At 73.3% G+C, this 21712-nt stretch carries 24 protein-coding genes; 11 read left to right on the top strand and 13 right to left on the bottom strand.

Annotation, left to right across the window (positions count from 1 at the left end):
- Positions 1-4: 4 nt before the first annotated feature.
- Positions 5-736 carry a hydrogen peroxide-dependent heme synthase gene (gene hemQ, locus VT52_RS11230; RefSeq protein WP_046419356.1) on the top strand — a complete coding sequence of 244 codons (732 nt, stop codon included), beginning with the start codon at positions 5-7 and terminating at the stop codon, positions 734-736.
- A 3-nt stretch (positions 737-739) separates the two neighbouring features.
- Here the strand turns inward: hemQ and VT52_RS11225 are convergent, their stop codons facing one another.
- The 5 genes from VT52_RS11225 to VT52_RS11205 form a co-directional block, all read right to left on the bottom strand.
- A complete protein-coding gene (locus VT52_RS11225; RefSeq protein WP_046419354.1) occupies positions 740-2335 on the bottom strand; it encodes an alpha/beta hydrolase in 1596 nt (531 codons plus the stop codon).
- A 109-nt stretch (positions 2336-2444) separates the two neighbouring features.
- Positions 2445-3224: a TIGR04222 domain-containing membrane protein gene (locus VT52_RS11220; RefSeq protein WP_046419353.1), complete on the bottom strand. Its 780-nt coding sequence runs from the start codon at positions 3222-3224 to the stop codon at positions 2445-2447.
- A 70-nt stretch (positions 3225-3294) separates the two neighbouring features.
- The gene (locus tag VT52_RS11215) at positions 3295-4587 is read right to left on the bottom strand and encodes an MbnB/TglH/ChrH family RiPP precursor modification enzyme (RefSeq protein ID WP_046419352.1); all 1293 of its coding nucleotides are present in this window, start codon (positions 4585-4587) and stop codon (positions 3295-3297) included.
- A 99-nt stretch (positions 4588-4686) separates the two neighbouring features.
- Positions 4687-5862, bottom strand: a complete 1176-nt coding sequence (locus VT52_RS11210) for an MFS transporter (RefSeq protein ID WP_046419350.1) — start codon at positions 5860-5862, stop codon at positions 4687-4689.
- An 85-nt stretch (positions 5863-5947) separates the two neighbouring features.
- On the bottom strand, positions 5948-6652 hold the full coding sequence (locus VT52_RS11205) for a peptidyl-tRNA hydrolase (RefSeq protein WP_046419347.1): 705 nt from the start codon (positions 6650-6652) through the stop codon (positions 5948-5950).
- A 163-nt stretch (positions 6653-6815) separates the two neighbouring features.
- Here VT52_RS11205 and VT52_RS11200 point away from each other — a divergent pair, with 163 nt between their 5' ends.
- The gene (locus VT52_RS11200) at positions 6816-7679 is read left to right on the top strand and encodes an ABC transporter ATP-binding protein (RefSeq protein ID WP_046419345.1); all 864 of its coding nucleotides are present in this window, start codon (positions 6816-6818) and stop codon (positions 7677-7679) included.
- On the top strand, positions 7676-8347 hold the full coding sequence (locus VT52_RS11195; RefSeq protein ID WP_046419343.1) for a hypothetical protein: 672 nt from the start codon (positions 7676-7678) through the stop codon (positions 8345-8347). Before VT52_RS11200 ends, VT52_RS11195 begins: the two co-directional genes overlap by 4 nt.
- Before the next feature lie 3 nt (positions 8348-8350).
- Here the strand turns inward: VT52_RS11195 and VT52_RS11190 are convergent, their stop codons facing one another.
- The 6 genes from VT52_RS11190 to zapE form a co-directional block, all read right to left on the bottom strand.
- Entirely contained in the window at positions 8351-9205 is an 855-nt protein-coding gene (locus VT52_RS11190) for a polysaccharide deacetylase family protein (RefSeq protein ID WP_046419341.1), read from the bottom strand.
- 83 nt (positions 9206-9288) lie between these two features.
- The gene (locus VT52_RS11185; protein WP_046419339.1) at positions 9289-10131 is read right to left on the bottom strand and encodes a PPK2 family polyphosphate kinase; all 843 of its coding nucleotides are present in this window, start codon (positions 10129-10131) and stop codon (positions 9289-9291) included.
- 71 nt (positions 10132-10202) lie between these two features.
- On the bottom strand, positions 10203-10793 hold the full coding sequence (locus tag VT52_RS11180; RefSeq protein WP_079174979.1) for a YbhB/YbcL family Raf kinase inhibitor-like protein: 591 nt from the start codon (positions 10791-10793) through the stop codon (positions 10203-10205).
- Between the two features lie 10 nt (positions 10794-10803).
- Complete coding sequence (locus VT52_RS11175; RefSeq protein WP_046419337.1) at positions 10804-11811, bottom strand: slipin family protein; 1008 nt, start codon at positions 11809-11811, stop codon at positions 10804-10806.
- 79 nt (positions 11812-11890) lie between these two features.
- Positions 11891-12469, bottom strand: a complete 579-nt coding sequence (locus VT52_RS11170) for a carbonic anhydrase (RefSeq protein WP_046419335.1) — start codon at positions 12467-12469, stop codon at positions 11891-11893.
- 121 nt (positions 12470-12590) lie between these two features.
- On the bottom strand, positions 12591-13694 hold the full coding sequence (zapE, locus tag VT52_RS11165; protein WP_046419333.1) for a cell division protein ZapE: 1104 nt from the start codon (positions 13692-13694) through the stop codon (positions 12591-12593).
- A gap of 37 nt (positions 13695-13731) precedes the next feature.
- On the opposite strand from zapE, the gene VT52_RS11160 reads away from it, so the two are divergent.
- The 8 genes from VT52_RS11160 (at position 13732) to VT52_RS11125 (ending at position 20650) form a co-directional block, all read left to right on the top strand.
- Positions 13732-14535 carry a pyrimidine reductase family protein gene (locus tag VT52_RS11160; protein WP_046419388.1) on the top strand — a complete coding sequence of 268 codons (804 nt, stop codon included), beginning with the start codon at positions 13732-13734 and terminating at the stop codon, positions 14533-14535.
- 130 nt (positions 14536-14665) lie between these two features.
- Complete coding sequence (locus tag VT52_RS11155) at positions 14666-15139, top strand: indole-3-glycerol phosphate synthase (RefSeq protein ID WP_206306487.1); 474 nt, start codon at positions 14666-14668, stop codon at positions 15137-15139.
- A 124-nt stretch (positions 15140-15263) separates the two neighbouring features.
- Complete coding sequence (gene murC / locus VT52_RS11150; protein ID WP_046419330.1) at positions 15264-16655, top strand: UDP-N-acetylmuramate--L-alanine ligase; 1392 nt, start codon at positions 15264-15266, stop codon at positions 16653-16655.
- A 13-nt stretch (positions 16656-16668) separates the two neighbouring features.
- Complete coding sequence (msrB, locus tag VT52_RS11145; protein WP_046419327.1) at positions 16669-17076, top strand: peptide-methionine (R)-S-oxide reductase MsrB; 408 nt, start codon at positions 16669-16671, stop codon at positions 17074-17076.
- 131 nt (positions 17077-17207) lie between these two features.
- Complete coding sequence (locus VT52_RS11140; protein ID WP_046419325.1) at positions 17208-18320, top strand: ABC transporter ATP-binding protein; 1113 nt, start codon at positions 17208-17210, stop codon at positions 18318-18320.
- Entirely contained in the window at positions 18317-18970 is a 654-nt protein-coding gene (locus tag VT52_RS11135; protein ID WP_046419322.1) for an ABC transporter permease, read from the top strand. The genes VT52_RS11140 and VT52_RS11135 overlap by 4 nt, the downstream gene beginning before the upstream one ends.
- Entirely contained in the window at positions 18967-19635 is a 669-nt protein-coding gene (locus tag VT52_RS11130) for an ABC transporter permease (protein WP_046419321.1), read from the top strand. Before VT52_RS11135 ends, VT52_RS11130 begins: the two co-directional genes overlap by 4 nt.
- 94 nt (positions 19636-19729) lie before the next feature.
- Positions 19730-20650 carry an ABC transporter substrate-binding protein gene (locus tag VT52_RS11125; protein ID WP_046419319.1) on the top strand — a complete coding sequence of 307 codons (921 nt, stop codon included), beginning with the start codon at positions 19730-19732 and terminating at the stop codon, positions 20648-20650.
- A 65-nt stretch (positions 20651-20715) separates the two neighbouring features.
- On the opposite strand, the gene VT52_RS11120 is transcribed toward VT52_RS11125, so the two are convergent.
- Together VT52_RS11120 and VT52_RS11115 are read right to left on the bottom strand one after the other, a co-directional pair.
- Positions 20716-21171, bottom strand: a complete 456-nt coding sequence (locus VT52_RS11120) for a tellurite resistance TerB family protein (protein ID WP_046419317.1) — start codon at positions 21169-21171, stop codon at positions 20716-20718.
- 98 nt (positions 21172-21269) lie between these two features.
- Complete coding sequence (locus VT52_RS11115) at positions 21270-21710, bottom strand: DUF6114 domain-containing protein (RefSeq protein WP_206306486.1); 441 nt, start codon at positions 21708-21710, stop codon at positions 21270-21272.
- Between the last annotated feature and the right edge of the window lie 2 nt (positions 21711-21712).

The following is a 21712-nucleotide window of genomic DNA, read 5'->3' as shown; positions in this document are numbered from 1 at the left end:
AACCATGAGTGACGACGCCCCCACCACCGAGTCCGGCAGGATCCCCAACAAGGGCAAGCTGGCCAAGGACCTGAACGATGTCATCCGCTACACCCTGTGGTCGGTCTTCAAGCTGAAGGACGTGCTGCCGGCCGACCGCGCGGGCTACGCCGACGAGGTCCAGGAGCTGTTCGACCAGCTCGCCGCCAAGGACGTGACGATCCGCGGCACCTACGACCTGTCCGGTATGCGGGCCGACGCCGACGTGATGATCTGGTGGCACGCGGAGACCAGCGACCAGCTCCAGGAGGCGTACAGCCTCTTCCGCCGCACCAGGCTGGGCCGCGCGCTGGAGCCGGTGTGGTCCAACATGGCGCTGCACCGTCCGGCCGAGTTCAACCGCTCGCACATCCCGGCGTTCCTCGCCGACGAGACGCCCCGCGACTACGTGAGCGTCTACCCCTTCGTGCGCTCGTACGACTGGTACCTGCTGCCCGACGAGGACCGCCGCCGCATGCTCGCCGACCACGGCAAGATGGCCCGCGGATTCCCGGACGTGCGCGCCAACACGGTCGCCTCGTTCTCGCTGGGCGACTACGAGTGGATCCTCGCCTTCGAGGCGAACGAGCTGTCCCGCATCGTCGACCTCATGCGCCACCTGCGCGGCTCCGAGGCCCGGATGCACGTCCGTGAGGAGGTCCCGTTCTACACGGGCCGCCGCAAGGACGTGGCGGACCTGGTGGCGGGGCTGGCGTAGGGCTCAGCCCGCCGTCGGCTCCGGGCCGGGCTCGGGTTCGGCGCGGGGCGCGCAGGACGCGTTCCGCGCCGGGAGGCGGCCCGTCAGCAGGTAGTCGTCCAGGTAGCCGTCGACGCACCTGTTGGGGCCGCCGCCGATGCCGTGAGTGCCCGCGCCGCGCTCGGTCACCAGCAGGGAGCCGGCCAGCCGCCGGTTCATCTCCAGGGCCCCCGAGTACGGCGCGGCCGCGTCCCGTTCGGCCGCCAGGATCAGCACCGGGGGCAGCGCGCCGGGCCCGGTGCGCACGTCCAGGGGCCGCTGCCGGGGTGCCGGCCAGTAGGCGCACGGCAGGTTCATCCACGCGTTGTCCCAGGTCTCGAAGGGCGCGACGCGGGCCAGCCGGGTGTTGTCCCGGTCCCACACCGCCCAACTCGTCGGCCAGGGCGCGTCATTGCACTCGACGGCCGTGTAGACGGCGCTGCCGTTCTCCGCCGCGGCGGCCGACCCGGGGTCCGGCGAGGCCAGTTCGGCCAGCGGCTTCGGATCGCCGTGCAGATAGGCGGAGAGGGCGGCGGCCCGGCTCGGCCAGTAGCTGTCGGAGTACCCGGCCGTCAGGAACGCGTTCTGCAACTGGCCCGGTCCGGCCTTCCCGCCCGCCGGCCGCCGGGCGAGCCGCGCGGCCGCCGTGTCGTAGGCGCCCTGCACCTTCCGCGGCGTGTCGCCGAGCCGGTAGACGTCGTCGTGCCGGGCGATCCAGCCCTTCAGGTCCGCCCAGCGCCGCTCGAACGCGGCGGACTGGGCGAGGTTGCCGCGGTACCAGATCTGCTCCGGATCCGGGTTCACCGCCGCGTCCAGCACCATCCGGCGCACGTGGGAGGGGAACATCGCCGCGTACAGCGAGCCGAAGTAGGTGCCGTACGACGCGCCCATGAACGTCAGCCGGTCCTCGCCCAGCGCGGCCCGCAGCACCTCCAGGTCCCGCGCGTTGTTCAGGGAGTTGAAGAAGCGCAGCCCGGGGCCCGAACGCCGGGCGCAGCCGCGGGCGTACGCCTTCGCCTGCGCCACTCGCCGGCGTTTGTACGGCTCCGAGGGCCGCGTCGGCGCCAGGCTGGGCGCCCTGCCGAACCGCTTCGGGTCCTCGCAGGACAGCGGCGCGGAGCGGCCCACCCCGCGCGGGGCGTAGCCGACCAGGTCGTACGCGGCGGCGATCCGCTTCCAGGCGGGCAGGGTGCCGGCCAGCGCGAAGTACATGCCCGAGGCTCCCGGGCCGCCGGGGTCGTAGACGAGGGCGCCCTGCCGGGGGACCGCCCGCTCGCCGTCCTTCCCGGTGGCCGGGGTGCGGCTGACGGTGAGTCCGATCCGCTTCCCGTCGGGGTGCGCGTAGTCGAGGGGGACGGAGACGGTGCCGCAGCGCAGACCGGCGGGGGAGTGCGGGACGGGTGGCACCTCGGCGGGGTCACATGCGCCGTAGTGGATGCCGGTGGCGCGGGCGCGGAGCGCGGCGACGACGGTGCCCCGGAGTTCGGCGGCGCCGGACGGGCTCCGCGCGCCGTCCGCCGGGGCGGTGGCCGGGGTGGTCAGCAGCAGGGCGGCGGCCGAGCAGAGGGCGACGGCTTTCATCCAGCATCCCTTCGGTCACGGCCGCGAACACCAGGGATGTTTCGTTCCGCCACCGCGGAAGGCAAGCACCGCACGGGCGGTGTCGGCCGCCGGCACCCCGATGCGCCCCCTACTCCCGGTGTGGCGCGTCGCGGTGGGCGAAGGCCGCGCGCAGCTCCGGTTCGCCGATCGCGCGGATGCCGCGCAGCGCGACGCAGGTGAGGAACGACGGCTCGGCACCGGAGCGCCGCCGCAGCAGCGCGCCCAGCAGGCGCTGCCCGGCGGGGGAGGCCCACGGCGAGTACGGGTGCACCTCGAAGCGGGCTATGGCCAGACAGCTCAGCGACAGCGTGAACGGAAGCAGGAACCACAGGCCGACCATCAGGCGTGAGGTGTCGGCCTGGACGGGCAGCAGCAGCGCGATGACGGCCAGGACCGGCACGGCGAGTGCGGCGGCCCGGACCTGGCGCACGGCCGTGCCGACGGTGGGGCCCGCGGCGTCGGGGACGGCGAGGCCGCTGCGCACGAGGCGGTCGGCGAGGCGCCGTACGGCGTCGGTGCGGGCGGCGCGGGTGCGTACCGGTGCGATGCGGGACTGGCCTTCCGGGCCGATCGCCCCGATGACGGACCGCTCGATCTCGTCCCGGCCGTGCGGGTCCACGACGGTGGCCCAGCCGGTGTGGGCGAGGTGGAGCCGCCGTTGGCGGGCCATGGACAGGAGGGTGACGTCGGCGACGCGCTGGGGTCCGCCGGACAGGAAGGCGGCCTCGTACAGGGTCAGCTCGTGGTCTCCGGCCTCCGCCGCGGGGCCCGTGTCCGTGGCCGCGGCGCGCACCGCCGCGAGACAGAGGCGAACGCAGGCCGTACCGGTGAACGCCCAGGCGAGGAGCAGGAGGAGGAGCCAGAACATGAGGTGTTTTGTATGCCAGGGGACGGCGCGGGCGCCAGGATTTTTCACATGCGGATCGCGTTCCGCCGGTTCAGCCCCGCCCCGGCAGCACTCTCCGCGCCGCCCGCGCCAGCCGCCCCCGCGGCGCCGGGCCGCAGCGGTCCAGCCACCACTCCCGCAGCCTCCGCCGCGGGAGGTCCGGCCGCTTCCCGGCCAGCAGGAACGCGGCGAAGTCCAGCGCGTCCCGCCGGTACCCCGCACCCATCGGCCGCTGACGCGCGTACTCCAGGAACGCCGGCCGGTACGAGGCCCCGAGCAGCACCGGCAGCTCCGGGGCCACCTTCGCCACCACGTCCGCGCGCTTCGCGGCGAGTGCCCGCGCCTGCGTCCCCAGCCGTACCCGGTCGAACCCCTCGGGCACGGGCGTCCCGGCCACCAGGCAGGACAGCACGGCGGCCTGCGCGACCCCGAGCCGCTGCCGGGTGTCCTCGGCGTCGTCGGCGTTCGCGGAGCCCGCGCGCACCGGGGAGACGACGGGCCGCGCCTGTACGTCCACCCGTCGCCCGCCCTCCACCACCTTCCGGATCGCCGCCAACTCCCGCTCCAGTTCCTCCGGTTCGGGGAAGTTCTCGTCGCGTTCCAGCAGGACGCCGGGCGGCGCGGCCCGGGAGGCGAGGTCGCCCAGGATGCCGAGCACCGCCTCCGGCACCGGATGCGCGTGGCTGTCGTGCCACACGCCGTCGCGCTCGACGCCGCCCGCGACATGGACGTAGGCGACCGCCTCCAGCGGCAGTCCGGCCAGCGCCTCGGCCGGGTCCTCGCCGCGGTTGACGTGGTTGGTGTGCAGGTTGGCCACGTCGACGAGCAGCCGTACGCCGGTCCGCTCGGCCAGCTCGTACAGGAACTGCCCCTCGGTCAGTTCCTCACCCGGCCAGGAGAACAGCGCGGCGATGTTCTCCACGGCGAGCGGCACCGGCAGCGCGTCCTGGGCGATGCGCACGTTCTCGCAGAGCACGTCGAGCGCGTCCCGGGTACGCGGCACGGGCAGCAGATGACCGGCCTCCAGGGGCGGCGAGGCGGTGAGCGCGCCGCCCGCCCGGACGAACGCGATGTGCTCGGTGACCAGCGGCGACCCGAGCGCCTGAGCGCGTTCGGCGAGCGCCGCGAGCCGGCCGGCGTCGGGCCGCTGCGCCCCGCCGAGCCCGAGGGAGACACCGTGCGGCACCACGGTCACCCCGCGCTCCCGCAACCTGCCCAGCGACTCGGGGAGATGGCCGGGGCAGACGTTCTCCGCCACGACCTCCACCCAGTCGATCCCGGGCATCCGCTCCACGGCCCCCGCGATCTCCGGCCGCCAGCCGATCCCGGTCCCCAGTCTCCCCATGGCCTGTCCCCCTCCTCGCCCCCCGGCGCACGCGTCGTACATGACCCCGCCGACCCGCCGCGAACCCCGCCCGGCCGTCTTCAGAGCAACATTTGAGGTTCAGGCCGGGCGGGTGTCCCGCGTGAGCCGGTTGACGCGGTGCAGATCCGGGACGCAGAGATTGAGCGCGGTCGCCGCGACGATCAGCGCGGCGCAGGCCAGCAGCGCCCCCCGGCTGCTCCACGCGCGGGCCGCGAGGGCGGTGACGAGATAGCCGAGAGGGATGGCGAGCCGTTCGCCGACACCGTTGAACGCGCTCATGCGGCCCTGTTCCGCCGAGGGCACGTGCTGCTGGAACGCGGTGGTCCAGGCGACCACCGCGACATCGAGCCCGGCCCCCGCCAGGAAGGCGGCCGCGAGGACGAACGGCAGCGGCAGGCCCCAGGCCAGGGCCGCCGGGGGAAGCGCGAGCACACCGCCCGCGGCGACCGCGACCGCGAGCAGCCGGTACGGCTTCCACCGCAGGCACACCAGGGTTCCCGCCAGCAGGCCGCAGGAGAAGGCCGCCTGCACCAGGCCCCAGTCGCGCGCCCCGGCGTACCTGTGGGCGGCGACCAGGGGGCCGAGGAGCTGGAAGCCCGCCAGCCACGCGGCGACGAGGACGGTCCCGGCGGCCGTGTACGTCCACAGCCAGGTACGGGACCAGAACCCCGTCCAGCCGGCCCGCAGGTCGGCCAGGACACCACCGGCCGCGGCGGGCGGCACGGCCAGGCGCAGGCCCAGCAGCAGGACGGCCGCGCCGGCGAACGTGCACGCGTCGAAGGCCAGCGCCCAGGACGCGCCGCTCATGGCGACGACGAAACCGCCGGCGACCGGGCCCAGCACCTTCACCGCGTTGCCCGGCAGCCTGAGCAACGCGTTGGCCCGCTGGAGGTGCTCCTCGGGGACGATCTGCGCGACGGCGCCCTGTGCGGCCGGGACGATGAACGCCGCCGCCGTCCCCGACACGAAGCCGCACACCGCGATCGACGCCGTCGTCGCGTGCCCCGTGGCCACGGTGACGGCCAGCACCCCCTGCGCGCCCGCCGCCGTCAGATTCCCGAGGAACAGCATCCGGCTCCGCGACAGCCGGTCCGCGAACAGGCCGCCCATGAGCAGGAACAGGATCGTGGGCACGGTGCCCACCGCGAGCACGAGCCCGAGCGGACCGGCCCCTCCGCCCTCCTCGAGCACCGCGTAGGCGAGCGCGAGCGGCGCCATCGCGGACCCGGTCGCCGAGATGAGGTTCGCCGCCATGAACCGCCGGAAGGCGGGGATGCCCAGGGGCGTGCCGACGGTCCTCCGCGCCCCGGTTCCCGGTGCCCCCGCCGTGGTTCCCGTGTCAGCGCAGCGCCGGATGATCCGCCACCACCGTGCACGAATTCGGGGCGATCTCGGTGAAACCGGCATCGCGGACCACCGGCAGTCCGCTGTGCGTCAGCCGGGTCCATTCGGCGGGGGTGGCGGTGCGGACGGAGAGGGGGTGGCCGGCGGCGCGCCAGGCGGTGCGGGCCGCGCCCGGCAGGGCCCACCAGGCGAGCTGGGCGGCGTGGCCGGTCTGGGCCATGGTCTTGCCCGCGGACATCACGAGGTCCGGGTTGAGCCACAGGACGGGGGCGGTGCGGTCGGTCTCCGACGGCGGCTCCGGGTCGTCCAGTTCGGTGCCGGAGACCTGGAGCTTGGCCAGGTCCTTGGGCCAGCCGTCCAGGGGGATCGGCGGGAACACCCGTACCTCCGCGGTCCGGCCGGTCACCGTGATCCCCGGCAGCGTCCCGGCCCGCCGCCACTCGGCGCCCCGGGCCCGCCGGACCACCTTGCGGATCCGGGCGTCCTCCCAGTTCCGTACGGCCTCGGCCCACTCGCCGTCCCCGAGGGCCCGTTCGTCGCCCAGCAGCGTCAGGACCGCCCGCGCGGACGTCTCCAGGGCGTCGGTACGGGCGGGCGGCGTGTCGCGTTCGAGGCGGACGACGAGGGGCAGCACGTACTGCGGGGCCTCGTCGCGCGCGGACGCAGGGGGGTTCTCGGCGGGGATCGGAACATCGCTCACGAGGGGCCACCCTACGAAGCCGCGCCCGTGCCGATCAACGCGCGTCCGCAACGCGCGCCCCGCCCTGCGCGTCCTACAGCGTGCGACCGGCACGCGACCGGCGCGCGTCCCGGACCGCGAGGACCGCCACCGCCCGGCGGGCCGCCTGAAGAAGAATGGCCCCATGCACCGTGACCTGCGACTGAATGCCGTGGGCCGCCGCTACGGCGGCCGCGGCCCCTGGGTGTTACGAGGCGTCGACCTCGCCATCGCCCCCGGCACCCTGACCCGTGTCGAGGGGGCGAACGGCACCGGGAAGTCCACCCTGCTGCGCCTGCTGGCCCGGCTCGACGCGCCCAGCGAGGGCCGGGTCACCGGCCGCCCCCGCACGGCTTATGTGCCGGAGCGGTTCCCGTCCGTGCTGCCCTTCACGGCCGCCGGCTACCTGACCCGGCTCGGCACCGTACACGGCCTGTCCCGCGGGTCGGCCGCCCGAGCGGCCGCGGCCTGGCTGGAACGGTTCGGGGCGGCCGCGTACGCCGGCACGCCGATGGCGCGGCTGTCCAAGGGCGGCAGCCAGAAGGTCGCCGTGGCGCAGGCCCTGCTCGCCGACCCCGAGTTGCTGGTCCTGGACGAGGCGTGGACCGGGCTCGACGCCGAGGCGCGGGACGAGCTGGAACGGGCGGTGGCCGAACGGACCGCCGCGGGCGGCGCCGTCGTCTTCGTGGACCACGACCCACGACGGCTGGCGGGGGCGCCGGACGCGACGTACACCCTGGTCGACGGCGGGCTCAAGGCCCGTACGGGCGGTGACGGTACGGGCCTCGGACCGCACACCGTCGTGGTGGTGCGGGGGGCGGCCGGCGCGCGGTTGCCGCCCGACGCGGCACGGCTGGTCAGCACCGCCGAGGAGACGGACTCCGGCCGCCACCGGCTGACCGTCCCCGCCTCCCGCTCCGACGTCCTGCTGCGCACCCTGCTCGCCGCCCGCCCGCCCTGGCACGTCGTCAGCGTCGCACCACCCCTCGACCCCGGGAGCCGGGCATGAGCGCACTCCTGCGTTACCACGTCGAACTGCTGCTGCGCTCGCAGCGGTGGCCGGCTCCGCTGATCCTGTACGCCGCTTTCCTCGCGATCGGGGTGCAGGCCGGGCAGCCCGTGCTGGACTCGCTCGGGTACGCGGCCGCCGGGCTGCTGCCGGTGGCCGCCTGGCTCGTGCGGATCTGTGTCACCGGGGAGCCGCCCGCGGCCCGTGCCGTCGTGGCCGCGCCGCACGGACCCGCGCGGGCGCACCTCGCCTGTCTGCTCACGGCGCTGCTCGCGGCGGCCGTCCTCGGCACGGCGGCGACGCTCGTCGTCACCCTGATCAGCGACCCGGCGAGCGACGGTGCCCAGGTCAGGGTGGCGCGCCCGGCCGCCGGCGCGGCCGGACTGGCGGCCGCGTACGCCTGCGCGCTGCTCGGCGCGGCCGTCGGCGCGCTCACCCACTGGCCACTGCTGCGCTCGGCCGGGCGCGCGGTCCCGGCGATGCTGCTGGGCGCGCTGCTGGCGACGGTGCTCGCGGGCTCCCCGGCGCAGGCCGCGGTCAGCGGCCTGGTCACCGGTTCGCAGTCCGGCCGGGTGCCGGTGCCGCTGCTGCCGCTGGCCGGGGCGGCCCTGCTGGCGGCCGCGGCCTTCGCCGCGGCCTGCGCGCTCACCGCCCGCAGGGCGCCCTGACCGTCAGCGGCGGCCCTGGCTCGCGGCGATCATCCGGGAGACCTTCACGAACGTGTAGCCGCGCTTGCGCAGCTCCGGTACGACGGTGCGTACGACCTGCTCGGTGGTGGGGGCGGCGCTGCGGGTGCAGTGCATGATGACCACCGAGCCGGGCCGGACCCCGTCCAGCACCTGCTTGGCCACCGCGTCGGCGTCCGTCGCGAACGCGTCCCCGCTCACCACGTCCCACTGGATCGCGGTCATCCCGAGCCCGCTGAGCGCGCGCAGCGACTTCTGGTCGTAGCAGCCGCCGGGGAAGCGGAAGTACGGCAGCACGTTGCGCAGGCCCGCCTTGTGGAAGGCCGTGTAGGCCCGCTCGACGTCCGCGCCGGCCTGGGCCACGCCCATGGTCGGCAGGCCGTAGCAGCTCGGGGTGAACGCGTAGTGGCTGTAGGAGTGGTTGGCGACCTCGAACTGCGGGTCGCCCCCGAGGCTGCGGGCCTCGTCCGGGTACTGCTCGGCCCACTTGCCGGTCATGAAGATGGTCGCGGGCACCTTCAGCGTGTGCAGGGCGCCGATCAGGCCGGGGTTGTCGAAGTGCTCGCCGGCGGCGGCGCGGGGGCCTTCGTCTGCGGTCATGTCGGCGTCGAAGGTGAACGCCACGATCTTGCCCATGGTGCGCGGGCCGTGCTCGAAGACCGGGGTGAGGCCGCCGGGGCCCGGGGCGAGCACGGGCGGACGGGTGGCGGACGGGGAGGCGGAGACGGGGGACTTGGCCGGGGCCGGGCGGGTGCTGCCCGTGGGGCCCGCGGTTCCGCAGGCGGCGAGAGCCGCGCCCAGGGCACAGACGGCGGTAATACGGCGTGCTAGTGGGATCACCGTACGAACGTAGAACTGATTGACCGTTTGTATGGCGATATGTTCCGTGGCGCGGCGGTACGGTCACCCGCGCGGCGGTCGGGTCACGTCTCCCTCAGCAGCCGCTCGCGGCACTCGGCCAGATCGAACGGGAACCGCGGGTACTCGGGATCCAGTTCCCGCAGGTGTTCGAGGAGCAGACGGCCGACGGCCCAGTTCCGGTACCACTTGTGATCGGCGGGGACCACGTACCAGGGCGGGGTGGCGCAGTGTTCCAGTGCCAGCTCGTACGCCTCCTGGTAGGCGGGCCACAGGGCGCGCTCGTCGATGTCGGAGGGCGCGAACTTCCAGCGCTTGTCCGGGCGGTCGAGGCGGCGCAGCAGCCGGCGGCGCTGCTCCTCGTAGGACAGATGGAGGAAGCACTTGACCACGGTCACGCCGTCCTCGGCGAGGGCGCGCTCGAAGTCGTTGATCCGGCCGTAGCGGCCGCCGACGGCGGCGGGCGGGACCAGCTGTCGGACGCGGGCGACCAGGACGTCCTCGTAGTGCGAGCGGTCGAAGATGCCGATCTCACCGGGCTCCGGGAGCGCCCGCCGCACCCGCCACAGGAAGTCGTGCCGCAGCTCCTCGGCGGTGGGCGCCTTGAAGGCGCGGATACGGCAGCCCGAGGGGTTGAGGTGGCCGATCACATGCTTGACCGTGCCGCCCTTGCCGCTGGTGTCCATCCCCTGGAGCACCAGCAGGACCCGGCGCCGGTCGCCCGCGGTGCCCGCCGCCCACAGCCGTTCCTGGAGCCCGGCCAGTTCCCCGCCCATGCGCTCGGCGTCGGCGAGCACGGCGGTCTTGCCGCCGGGGGCGCCCGGCGTGGCCGCCGGGTCGTGCGCGGCCAGGTCGACGCTCCCGCCCGCCGGGAGGCGCAGCAGTTCCCGCAGATCTCGTTTCGGCACGGGCGTCCCTTCCGGCTCGGAGTCCTTCGATGGTGCGCCGCCCGGCCCCGGACACGCCTGCCCAAAGCGGCTCAGCGGCCGTAGCGGCCGGTCAGGGTGCCCGTGGCGAGGGTGTGGCCGGACAGGGCGCGCCGCAGGTCGTCGGGGGAGGCGCCGGCGGACGCCGCGGGGGAGAGCGGCGGGCGGCGGTCGGCCGCGTAGACGGTGAGGACGTAGTGGTGCGGGTGGTCCCCGTGCGGCGGGCAGGGGCCGCCGTAGCCGGTCCTCCCGAAGCCGTTGCGGCCCTCGACGGCGCCCCGCGGGTGCGCCCCGGCGGACAGCCGGCGGGTGCCGGCGTCGATGTCCCAGATCAGCCAGTGGGTGAACGTACCGCCCGGCGCGTCGAGGTCCCGCACCGTCACGGCCAGGGAGCGGGTGCCCGCGGGCACCCCGGAGAAGGCGAGCGGGGGTGAGACGTCCGCGCCGTCGCAGGTGAAGCGGCGGGGGACGGTGCCGCCGTCGGGGTACGCCGTGCTCGTCACCGTGAGGTGGCGGGCGGCGGGTGCGGCCGGGGTCCTTGCCGTGCGTGCCGGGGAGGCGGCACCGGACGCGTCGCCGGTGCCGCCTCCGCAGCCCGTGGCGGCGGTCAGGGCGACCGCCGCGATCGCCAGGCTTCTGCGCATGCCCGGCAATCTAGTCGGGGCGGGGGCCCGTGCCGGGGTTCGGCGCGAGGTGGCGGCCGATCTCGGGGCCGGGGCCTGGTGCGCCGTTGAGGTCCGGGCCCGGTGCCCGGTCGGGGGCGAGGTCCGGGGTCCGTGTCCGGCCGCCGTTCGTGGCGGTCTCCTCGGGGGCGGTCGCGGAGGCCGACTCCTGAGGGGCGATCTCCTTGGGGCCCGGCTCGGGGGCCCGGTGCGCCGCACCGCCGGCGGCGGGCGCGTCGTCCCGGTTGCCCCGCTCCAGGAAGTGCAGCAGCTCCACCGGGATCGGCAGGACCAGCGTGGAGTTCTTCTCCGCCGAGACGGCCATCACCGTCTGGAGCAGGCGCAGCTGGAGCGCGGCCGGGGTGCCGGACATCTGCTGGGCGGCCTCGGCGAGCTTCTTGGACGCCTGGAGCTCGGCGTCGGCGTTGATGATCCGGGCCCGGCGCTCCCGGTCCGCCTCGGCCTGGCGGGCCATGGACCGCTTCATCGTGTCGGGCAGCGAGACGTCCTTGATCTCGACCCGGTCGACCTGGACGCCCCAGCCCACGGCCGGGCTGTCGATCATCAGCTCCAGACCCTGGTTGAGCTTCTCGCGGTTGGAGAGCAGATCGTCCAGGTCGCTCTTGCCGATGATCGAGCGCAGCGAGGTCTGCGCCATCTGCGAGACGGCGAACTTGTAGTCCTCGACCTTGATCAGCGCGCTCGTCGCGTCGACCACCCGGAAGTAGACGACCGCGTCCACCCGCACGGTGACGTTGTCGCGGGTGATGCCCTCCTGGGCGGGGATGGGCAGCGTGACGATCTGCATGTTGACCTTCGCCAGCCGGTCCACGATGGGAATGATCAGCGTGAGACCCGGCGGCCGTACGTCACCGGCGACCCGGCCGAGCCGGAACAGCACCCCGCGTTCGTACTGCTTGACGACGCGGGCGGCCATCCCCATGTACACCAGGGCGACGCAGATCAGCGCGACGATCGCCCCCGTCAGCTCCGGGACCATGACGACCTCCTCACACAGAGGTCTGATTCATTAATTTCATCCGTTGATGCAACGATATGCCTTTTTTGGTCCGAACGGATCAGAGCGATTCGAAGGTGTCGGTCTCCGCCCGGTGGGCCCGCACCGCGCCGGTGTGCACCTCGTAGTACCAGCCGTGCAGCCCCAGCCGGCCCTCCGCGAGTCCCCGCTCCACGCACGGGTAGGAGCGCAGCCGCAGCAGCTGGGTCAGCACATGGCACTGCACGGCCTCGGCGACCTCCGGATCCTCCGGCGCGCCGGACGGGCGCGGCGCGGCGTGCGCCAGCCAGTCGCGCACGGCCGGTACGGCGGTCAGGTCGTCGCCCCGCACCAGCGCGCCGACCGCGCCGCAGTGCGAGTGGCCGCAGACCACGATGTCCCGGACGCCGAGCACCTCCACCGCGTACTCGATGGTGGCGGCCTCGCTGGTGGGGTGGGTGGAGGTGTGCGGCGGGACGATGTTGCCCGCTGTGCGCAGCTCGAACAGCTGGCCGGGGCGGGCGCCGGTGATCAGGGCCGGGACGACCCGGGAGTCGGAGCAGGTGATGAACAGGACCTGCGGGGACTGGCCGGCGGCGAGCCGGGCGAACTCCTCGGGGCGGTGTCCGAAGTTGCGGGCGTTGTCGATGAGGGGCTGCATAGGGGGCCGTCCATGCCTCTCGCGCGAGCCAACCATTGGTCAATGGAAGGTCAAGAAAGACATTAGCGCGGCAAAGCCCCCCAAGGGTGGTAATTCACCCTATGGGGGGATGGAGCCCCGGTCAGGAGCCGGCGAGCCCCTTCGCGTCCCGGGCGAGCGCGGTGAGGCGGGATATCGCGCGGAAGTACTTCTTGCGGTAGCCGCCGTTCAGCATCTCCTCGCTGAACAGCTTGTCGAACGGCAGCCCGGACGCCATCACCGGCACCTCGCGGTCGTAGAGCCGGTCCGCGAGCACCACCAGACGCAACGCCGTCGACTGGTCCGGCACCGGGCGCACATCGGTGAGGCAGACCGCCCTCAGGCCGTCGGTCAGCGCGCCGTACCGGCTCGGGTGCACCTTGGCCAGGTGGTCCAGCAGGTGCGGGAAGTCGTCGAGGGAGGCGCCCTCGGTGGCGTACGCGGCCTTGGCCACCTGCTCGTCGGTGAACGGCGCCGGGGCCTCGGGCAGGCCCCGGTGGCGGTAGTCCTCGCCGTCGATGCGCAGGGCGCGGAAGTGCGCGGACAGGCCCTGGATCTCGCGCAGGAAGTCGGCGGCCGCGAACCGGCCCTCGCCCAGCTTGCCGGGCAGCGTGTTGGAGGTGGCGGCGAGCGCGACACCGGCCTCGACCAGCTTGCCGAGCAGTGTCGAGACGAGCACCGTGTCGCCCGGGTCGTCCAGCTCGAACTCGTCGATGCACAGCAGCCGGTGCTCGGACAGGGTGCGCACGGTCTGCTGGAAGCCGAGGGCGCCGACCAGGTTGGTCAGCTCCACGAAGGTGCCGAACGCCTTGCGGGAGGGCTCGGCGGGGGTGGCGTGCCACAGGGAGGCGAGCAGGTGGGTCTTGCCGACGCCGTAGCCGCCGTCGAGGTAGACGCCGCGGGGGCCCGCCGGAGCCTTGGGTGCCTTGGCGCGGCCGAAGCCGAGGAAGCCGCGCCGGCCCGCGCCGGAGGCGTGCGCCCCGCCGAGCCCGGCCGCGAAGCCCTCCAGGGCCGTGACGGCCTCGGTCTGGCTGGGCTGGTTCGGGTCCGGTATGTACGTCGAGAAGCGGACCGAGTCGAAGCGTGGCGGCGGCACCATCTCGGCGACCAGCCGGTCCGCGGGGACGTGCGGCTCGCGCTCGCAGAGGGAGAGGGGGCCCGCTTCGGTCAGGGCGCTGGATCCGGGGGCGGTGGTGGAGGACGACACGGTCAACCATGCTAAGCGCCGTGTCACACTGCACGACATGCGACGCCTGTTCCCTGTGACCGACGAGACACCGGCCCGGACCTCCGGCAAAGACGGCGGGAGCGGGAGCGCCGCCCTGACCGCCGACCGCGAGTGGAGCCTCGCCGAGCTGGCCGCCGCCTACGCGTACCCGGCGAAGCGGCCCTGGCTGCGCGGCAACATGGTGTCCTCGCTCGACGGCGCCGCCGAGCACGACGGACGTTCCCAGCCCATCTCCGGCGCCACCGACATGCGGATCTTCGGCACGCTGCGGGCGCTCGCGGATGTCGTGGTCGTCGGTGCGGAAACGGTACGGCAGGAGGGGTACCGTCCGGCCCGCGCGCGGGCCGAGTTCGCCGCGGCGCGGGCGGCGGCCGGCCAGGGCCCCGCACCGGCCGTCGCGGTCGTCACGGCCGGCCTGGACCTGGACTTCTCGCTCCCGCTGTTCACCTCGCCCCTGGTGCCCACGCTGATCCTCACCGGCGCCGCGGCCGCGCCCGAGAAGGTCGCCGCCGCCGAGAAGGCCGGCGCCCGGGTGGTCGTCGCGGGCGAGGGGGCGGGCGTCGACCCCGAGCGTGCCGTACGCGCCCTCGCCGGGCTCGGCCACCACCGGCTGCTCACCGAGGGCGGGCCCCGGCTGCTCGGCCAGCTGATCGCCGCCGGTCTGCTGGACGAGCTGTGCCTGACCCTCTCGCCGACGCTCGTCGCGGGGGGCGCGCCGCGCGTCGCCGGGGGGCCGTCGGTCGCCGTGCCGCACCGATTCGAACTCGTGTCCCTCCTGGAGGAGGACGGATTTCTGTTCAGTCGTTACCGTCGGCCCTGAAATCGGCGGAATGTACCGTTCCGTTTGGTCTGCGACGGGCACACTTAGACGCGCAGTATCCGGGCAGGCGCGGGGGAAAATGGTTTCCGCAGGGGGCTGGCCACGGCCCACGGAGGAGAAGAGGCGTTTGGTGTTCACAAGCGTTCTGATGATCGAGAAGGCAATGACGTCCGCGGACGTCGAGTTCGTCACCACGTTGCACGGCGACGAGCCGGTCGCCTTCCATGTGCTTCTCCAGCCGCGCGGCGACCAGGCGGACCGCCTGCTGCGGGCCATCGACGACATCGCGCTCGGCGAACTGGACGAGGCGGTGCGCGAGCACGAGACCCCGGAGGGAGAGGACGCGCGCAGCGTCGGCCGGCAGGCCCTGGACGTGTCCCTCACCGCCCTGCGGGCCTCGGGCAGCGCGGCGGACGGGCGGCTGGTCGAGGACCATCCGCTGGACGCGCTGAAGGCGATGGTGGCGGAGGTGGGCGCGGACGAGGTGATCGTGCTCACCGATCCGCACTACGTGGAGGAGTTCTTCCACCGGGACTGGGCCTCGCGGGCCCGGCACAAGGTGGGGGTCCCGGTGCTGAAGCTGTTCTCCCACAGCAAGGCGTAGCCGCTCTCCCACGGCGGCGCGCGGCCGTTTTCCCACGGCGAAGCGCAGGGGCTTCGACGGAGGCGGGGGCCGAGCGCATAGGCTAGGCCCCGCTCTGGCTCGTACCGTCTCTGGGGAGAAACGCATGGCACCCGGCCTTCCTGCCGCCATGGACCGACCGCACTTCATCGGCATCGGCGGCGCCGGGATGTCGGGGATCGCGAAGATCCTCGCCCAGCGCGGGGCCGAGGTCGCCGGCAGCGACGCCAAGGACTCGGCGACCGCGCGGGCGCTGCGGGCGCTCGGGGTCACCGTGCACCTCGGGCACGCCGCCGGGCACCTCGCCGACGACGCCGGCTGTGTCGTCGTGTCCTCGGCGATCCGCGAGGACAACCCGGAGCTGGCCCGCGCCGCCGAGCTGGGCATCCCGGTCGTGCACCGCTCGGACGCGCTGGCCGCGCTGATGACGGGGCTGCGCCCGATCGCCGTGGCGGGCACCCACGGCAAGACGACCACCACCTCGATGCTGGCCGTCTCGCTCGGCGAGCTGGGCCTGAAGCCGTCGTACGCCATCGGCGGCGACCTGAACGAGCCCGGCTCCAACGCGCTGCACGGCACGGGCGACATCTTCGTCGCCGAGGCGGACGAATCGGACCGCAGCTTCCACAAGTACGCGCCCGAGGTCGCCATCGTCCTCAACGTCGAGCTGGACCACCACGCCAACTACGCCTCGATGGACGAGATCTACGAGTCCTTCGAGACCTTCGCCGGCAAGATCGTGCCCGGCGGCACCCTGGTGATCTCCGCCGACCACGAGGGCGCCCGCGAGCTGACCCGGCGGCTGGCCGGATCGGTGCGGACGGTGACGTACGGCGAGGCCGCGGACGCCGACGTGCGGGTCACCGCCATCGTCCCGCAGGGCCTGAAGAGCCTGGTCACCGCGGTGATCGACGGCGAGGAACTGACCTTCGCGGTCTCCGTGCCCGGCCGGCACTACGCGCTCAACGCCGTAGCCGCGCTCGCCGCCGGTGCCGCGCTCGGCATCCCGGCCGCCGAGCTGGCGCCCGCGATCGCCGCCTACACCGGGGTCAAGCGGCGCCTCCAGCTCAAGGGCGAGGCCGCCGGGGTCCAGGTGATCGACTCCTACGCCCACCACCCCACCGAGATGACCGCGGACCTGGAGGCCATGCGGGCCGCCGCGGGCGGCGGCCGCATCCTCGTCGTCTTCCAGCCGCACCTGTTCTCCCGCACACAGGAGCTGGGCAAGGAGATGGGCCAGGCCCTGGCGCTCGCCGACGCCTCGGTGGTCCTGGACATCTACCCGGCCCGCGAGGACCCGATCCCGGGTGTGACCAGCGAGCTGATCATCGAGTCGGCGCGGGCCGCGGGCGCCGAGGTCACCGCGGTGCACGACAAGGCGGAGATCCCGGCCGTGATCGCGGGAATGGCCGGGCCCGGTGATCTCGTTCTCACCATGGGCGCGGGTGATGTGACCGACCTGGGCCCGCTGATCCTGGACCGCCTGTCGCAGCAGTAAGGGGCTGAGACCCATGTCGTACGACATCGAGAAGCCGGACGAGCAGTGGCGCGCGGAGCTGAGTCCGAACGAGTACGCGGTGCTGCGCCAGGCCGGGACCGAGCCCGCCTTCACCGGTGAGTACACGGACACCACGGCCAAGGGTGTCTACTCCTGCCGCGCCTGCGGGGCCGAGCTGTTCACCTCGGAGACCAAGTTCGCCTCGCACTGCGGCTGGCCGTCCTTCTTCGACCCGAAGGACACCGACGCCGTGGAGCTGGTCGAGGACCGCTCCCACGGGATGGTCCGCACCGAGGTGCGCTGCGCCCGCTGCGGCTCCCACCTCGGGCATGTCTTCGCGGGGGAGGGGTATCCGACCCCCACCGACCAGCGGTACTGCATCAACTCGATCTCGCTGAGGCTGGCGCCCGAGGAGGGCTGACCCGCCTCGAACAGGCCGGATGGACCGGGCCGTTGCCGTCTAGACTTTCGCGGCAACGGCCCGCGCGTCGTCGGCCGTGCCGTGGCCGCGGGCGGGCGGAGAGCTGTCAGACCCGAAGGGTGTTCGCCGTTTTGATACGGATAGATGCAGTCACGAAGCGGTACGACGACGGGACGGTCGCGGTCGACCGGCTGTCGCTGGACATACCGGACCGCGCGATCACCGTCCTCGTCGGGCCTTCCGGCTGTGGCAAGACGACGACCCTGCGGATGATCAACCGGATGGTGGAGCCCACCGAGGGCGGCATCCTGCTGGACGGCGCGGACATCCGGCAGCAGCCGGTCGACTCCCTGCGGCGTTCGATGGGTTACGTCATCCAGAACGCGGGGCTCTTCCAGCACCGCACCATCCTCGACAACATCGCCACCGTGCCCCGGCTGCTCGGCTGGAGCAAGCAGAAGGCGCGCGGACGGGCCGCGGAGCTGATGGAGCGGGTCGGCCTCGACGGCTCGCTGGCCAAGCGCTATCCGTACCAGCTCTCCGGCGGGCAGCAGCAGCGCGTCGGGGTGGCCCGCGCACTCGCCGCCGATCCACCGGTGCTGCTGATGGACGAGCCGTTCTCCGCCGTCGACCCCGTGGTCCGCAAGGGGCTCCAGGACGAACTGCTGCGGATCCAGGACGAGTTGGGCAAGACGATCGTCTTCGTCACGCACGACATCGATGAGGCGATCAAACTGGGCACCATGGTCGCCGTACTGCGCGAGGGCGGCCGGCTGGCCCAGTTCGCCCCGCCGGCCGAGCTGCTCAGCGCACCCGCCGACGCCTTCGTGGAGGACTTCCTCGGCGCCGACCGGGGCATCCGGCGGCTGTCCTTCTTCCCCGCCGACGCACTGGAGCTGGCGACCGGGCCGCTCGTCCCGCTCGACGCGGACGCCGAGCGGCTCGCCGCCGGCGCCGACGCGCCCTACCTCCTGGTCACCGACGCCGAGGGACGGCCGCTCGGCTGGGCCGAGCCCGGTGTGCCGCTCGAACGGGACCGACTCCTGGACCACGGGCGGCCGTTCCGGCCCGGCACCGACTCGCTGCGCACCGCCCTGGACGGGGCCGTGCTGTCCCCGACCGGATGGGCGGTCGCGGTGGACGGGGAGGGGCGCGCCGTGGGTGTCGTGTCGCAGCGGGCCATCGGAGAGGCGATCCGCGCCGCACACGGCCGGGCGGCCACCGCTGTCGAGGCGGCCCGATGAACGGCTTCTTCGACCTGCCGAGCGACCTCCAGTACAGCTACCTCGGCCTCGTCGGGCTGCATCTGCGCGAGGCGCTGATCCCGGTGCTGGCCGGGCTGCTCATCGCGCTGCCCGTCGCCCAGCTGTGCGCCAGGTTCCGCTGGATCTACCCGCCCGTGCTCGGCCTCACCACCGTGCTCTACGCCATCCCCTCGCTCGCCTTCTTCGTCGTCCTCATCGACTACTTCGGGCAGAGCGAGACCACGGTGATGATCCCGCTCGCGGTCTACAGCCTGGTGGTGCTGGTGCCCGGCATCGTGGACGGCGTCCGCTCGGTGCCGAAGGAGACGCTGGCCGCCGCCGAGGCGATGGGCTTCGGCCCGCTGCGCCGCTATCTCCAGGTGCAACTCCCCATCGCCGCACCGGCGATCATCGCCGGTCTGCGGGTCGCGGTCATCTCCAGCCTGTCCCTGGTCAGTGTCGGCATGCTCATCGGCAACCAGGGTGCCCTGGGCAACATGCTCTACGACGCCACCACCTACCACCGGCCCGCCCTGGCCGTTAACTCGGTACTGACCACCGCGGTGCTGGGCGTGCTGGCCGATGCGCTGCTGGTCCTCGTGCGCCGTCTGCTGACCCCCTGGATGCCGAGGAAGGGCGCCGCCCGGTGAACGTACTGAACCTCGTCCACGCCTTCTTCGGCGACGGCGCCCACTGGCACGGCTACGACGGCATACCGACCCGCCTCGCCGAGCACGTCACCTACTCCCTGGAGGCGCTGCTGATCGCCGCCGTGATAGGGCTGCCCGTCGGCCTGGTCACCGGGCACTACGGCCGGGGCGGCAACGCGCTCGCGCTGATCGCCACGGCGGGGCGGGCGCTGCCCAGCTTCGGGCTGCTGGTGCTGATGGTCCTGTGGATCGGGCTCGGCCTGGTGCCGGTGATGATCCCGCTGGTGGTGCTCGCCGTGCCGCCGATCCTGGTCACCACCTACGAGGCGGTGCGCACCGTGGACCCCTCCCCGGTGGACGCCGCCCGGGGCCTGGGGATGTCCGAGGCGCGGGTGCTGTTCCGGGTCGAGGTGCCGGTCGCGCTGCCGCTGATCCTCTCCGGGCTGCGCACGGCGGCCGTGCAGATCATCTCCACCGCCACCATCGCGGCGTACGTCGGTCTCGGCGGGCTCGGCCGGTACATCATCGACGGCCTCTACCAGCGCGACTACGAGAAGGTCGTGGGCGGCGCGGCCCTGGTCGCCGGGCTCGCCCTGGTGACCCTCCTGCTGTTCTGGGCGGCCTTTCGGCTCACGGTGTCCCGGGGCGTGCGCAGGAGCGCCTGACCGCCCGGCCGGCAGCGCGGCCTTCATCAAGAATGCGTCACAAGAGCGGGGTGCGCGGTTGACTGGCTGTCAAGCCCGCGGATTGGATCAGGTAGTGACTTCAACAACCCAGATCAGCAGGTCCATACGGAGGAACCGGGGCACGGCGGCGGTGGTCGCGCTCGCGACGGCGACGGCCCTGCTCGCGGGCTGCTCCTCCAAGTCCCACGGTGTGGTCGTCGGCTCCAACAACTTCCCCGAGAGCAACCTGCTCGCCGACATCTACGGCGAGGCGCTCAAGGCCAAGGGGATCGACGTCACGTACAAGCCGAACATCGGCAGCCGCGAGACCACCTACGGTCTGCTGAAGAACGGCTCCGTCGCCGTCCTGCCCGAGTACAACGGGGCGCTGCTGGCCTATCTCGACCCCAAGGCGACGCCGAAGAGCGCCGAGGAGACCACGGCGGCGATCAAGGCCAAGCTCGCCTCCCGGCTGACCCTGCTGGACCCCTCGTCGGCGCAGGACAAGGACACCCTGGCGGTCAACGCCGAGACCGCGCGGAAGTACCACCTCACCGCGCGGTCCGGCGCGGCCGACCTGAAGGCCGTCGCCAAGGACCTGGTGATCGGGGGCTCGCCGGAGTTCCAGACCCGGCAGCAGGGCCTGGTGGGCCTGAAGTCCGTCTACGGCCTCGACTTCAAGTCCTTCAAGGCGCTGGACGCGGGCGGCACGCTCACCCAGACGGCGCTGAAGAAGAACGACGTCCAGGTCGCCGACATCTTCAGCACCGACCCCACCATCGCCAAGGAGAAGTTCGTCGTCCTCCAGGACCCCCAGAACCTCTTCGGCTTCCAGAACATCCAGCCCGTCGTCTCGAAGACCGCCCTCCCGAAGAAGGGCGTCGCCGCCCTGAACGCGGTCTCCGCCAAACTCGACACCACGACCCTGCTCGACCTGGACACCCAGGTCCAGCTCCAGCACAAGGACCCGCTGGACGTGGCGAAGGCGTGGCTGAAGTCGGCGGGGCTCGACTGAGCGGACCGGCACGTCTGGGGGCGGGGCGCGGCCGGAAGGTCACGGCCCCGCCCCCGTCGCGTCGGTCAGAGGTCGAACTCGTGCGGCGGGAGTTCCAGGGTGAAGCAGGCCTCGCGGACGACGGCCTGTTCGGTCTTGTCGAAGTCGCCGTCGGCGCCGCCGATGACGATGCCGATCTGGATGACGGCGCGGGCCTCGGCGGGCTTCTTCTTGGCCTTGGCGATCTCCTGGAGGACGCTCACCTTGCCGAAGGCGAAGTCGGTGGTGAGCTTGTTCAGGTTGTCCTCGAAGCGGCGGCGCAGGTCGTCCGCGGGGAAGTTCTGGAGCACCTCATTGGTGGCGATGAGCTGGGCCACGCGCTGGCGCTCGGAGGGGTCGACGGTGCCGTCCGCGGCGGCCACGAGGGCGCACATGGCCATGCTCGCGTCCCGGAAGGCACCGCTCTTCAGGTCGTTCTTCTTCGCCACCAGCTGGGTCTGCATCTGCGACGCGGATTCCTTGACGCGGTCCCACAGGGCCATGCTCGCTCCTCATATCAACGGCAGGTGCCCCGCGGCACCCACCGGCAACTTCTACAACACCGTAGAAACTGACGGTGGGGCCGGAAAGTTCCGGGGCGTCATACCGCGCTCGTCCCGGCCTCCTCGGCGAGGGCCCGCTTCCGGCGCCGGCGCTCGCGGCGGCCCACCCGGGGCTCCTGGTCCGGCAGCCAGCCGAAGGCGAGGCAGCTGCCGACGACGCCGAGCAGCAGCCCGACGAAGAAGCCGCCCAGGTTGGACGTGACCCAGGTGCCCAGCGACACCAGCACCCCGACGATGGAGTAGAAGAGCCGCTGGGCCGGGTTGAAGAGGATCAGCAGGCCCAGCAGCGCCATCAGACCCGGCAGCAGATATCCGGCGAGCCCCTGCATGCCGATGTGCATCACGACCTTCAGCGACGCCTTCTCGGTCAGCAGGATCTCGCCGCCGGCCAGGGCGAGCAGCAGCCCGCCCCAGAACGGCCGGCGGGCCCGCCAGGACCGGAAGGAATGCCGGGGTCCCCGCCGGGGACTGTCCTCCACGG

Origin of the sequence: Streptomyces malaysiense (assembly GCF_000980885.2) — a bacterium.
Classification (GTDB): domain Bacteria; phylum Actinomycetota; class Actinomycetes; order Streptomycetales; family Streptomycetaceae; genus Streptomyces; species Streptomyces malaysiense.
This window is presented reverse-complemented; position numbering and strand designations above follow the sequence as displayed.

What these genes read in the sequence shown, in the direction of transcription:
- VT52_RS11175 (WP_046419337.1), bottom strand. Translation starts at nt 11,811, where the DNA reads ATGGTCCCGGAGCTGACGGGGGCGATCGTCGCGCTGATCTGCGTCGCC.
- VT52_RS11170 (WP_046419335.1), bottom strand. Translation starts at nt 12,469, where the DNA reads ATGCAGCCCCTCATCGACAACGCCCGCAACTTCGGACACCGCCCCGAG.
- VT52_RS11200 (WP_046419345.1), top strand. Translation starts at nt 6,816, where the DNA reads ATGCACCGTGACCTGCGACTGAATGCCGTGGGCCGCCGCTACGGCGGC.
- hemQ (WP_046419356.1), top strand. Translation starts at nt 5, where the DNA reads ATGAGTGACGACGCCCCCACCACCGAGTCCGGCAGGATCCCCAACAAG.
- VT52_RS11225 (WP_046419354.1), bottom strand. Translation starts at nt 2,335, where the DNA reads ATGAAAGCCGTCGCCCTCTGCTCGGCCGCCGCCCTGCTGCTGACCACC.
- VT52_RS11210 (WP_046419350.1), bottom strand. Translation starts at nt 5,862, where the DNA reads ATGGCGGCGAACCTCATCTCGGCGACCGGGTCCGCGATGGCGCCGCTC.
- VT52_RS11135 (WP_046419322.1), top strand. Translation starts at nt 18,317, where the DNA reads ATGAACGGCTTCTTCGACCTGCCGAGCGACCTCCAGTACAGCTACCTC.
- VT52_RS11195 (WP_046419343.1), top strand. Translation starts at nt 7,676, where the DNA reads ATGAGCGCACTCCTGCGTTACCACGTCGAACTGCTGCTGCGCTCGCAG.
- VT52_RS11160 (WP_046419388.1), top strand. Translation starts at nt 13,732, where the DNA reads ATGCGACGCCTGTTCCCTGTGACCGACGAGACACCGGCCCGGACCTCC.
- msrB (WP_046419327.1), top strand. Translation starts at nt 16,669, where the DNA reads ATGTCGTACGACATCGAGAAGCCGGACGAGCAGTGGCGCGCGGAGCTG.
- VT52_RS11180 (WP_079174979.1), bottom strand. Translation starts at nt 10,793, where the DNA reads ATGCGCAGAAGCCTGGCGATCGCGGCGGTCGCCCTGACCGCCGCCACG.
- VT52_RS11215 (WP_046419352.1), bottom strand. Translation starts at nt 4,587, where the DNA reads ATGGGGAGACTGGGGACCGGGATCGGCTGGCGGCCGGAGATCGCGGGG.
- VT52_RS11220 (WP_046419353.1), bottom strand. Translation starts at nt 3,224, where the DNA reads ATGTTCTGGCTCCTCCTCCTGCTCCTCGCCTGGGCGTTCACCGGTACG.
- VT52_RS11120 (WP_046419317.1), bottom strand. Translation starts at nt 21,171, where the DNA reads ATGGCCCTGTGGGACCGCGTCAAGGAATCCGCGTCGCAGATGCAGACC.
- murC (WP_046419330.1), top strand. Translation starts at nt 15,264, where the DNA reads ATGGCACCCGGCCTTCCTGCCGCCATGGACCGACCGCACTTCATCGGC.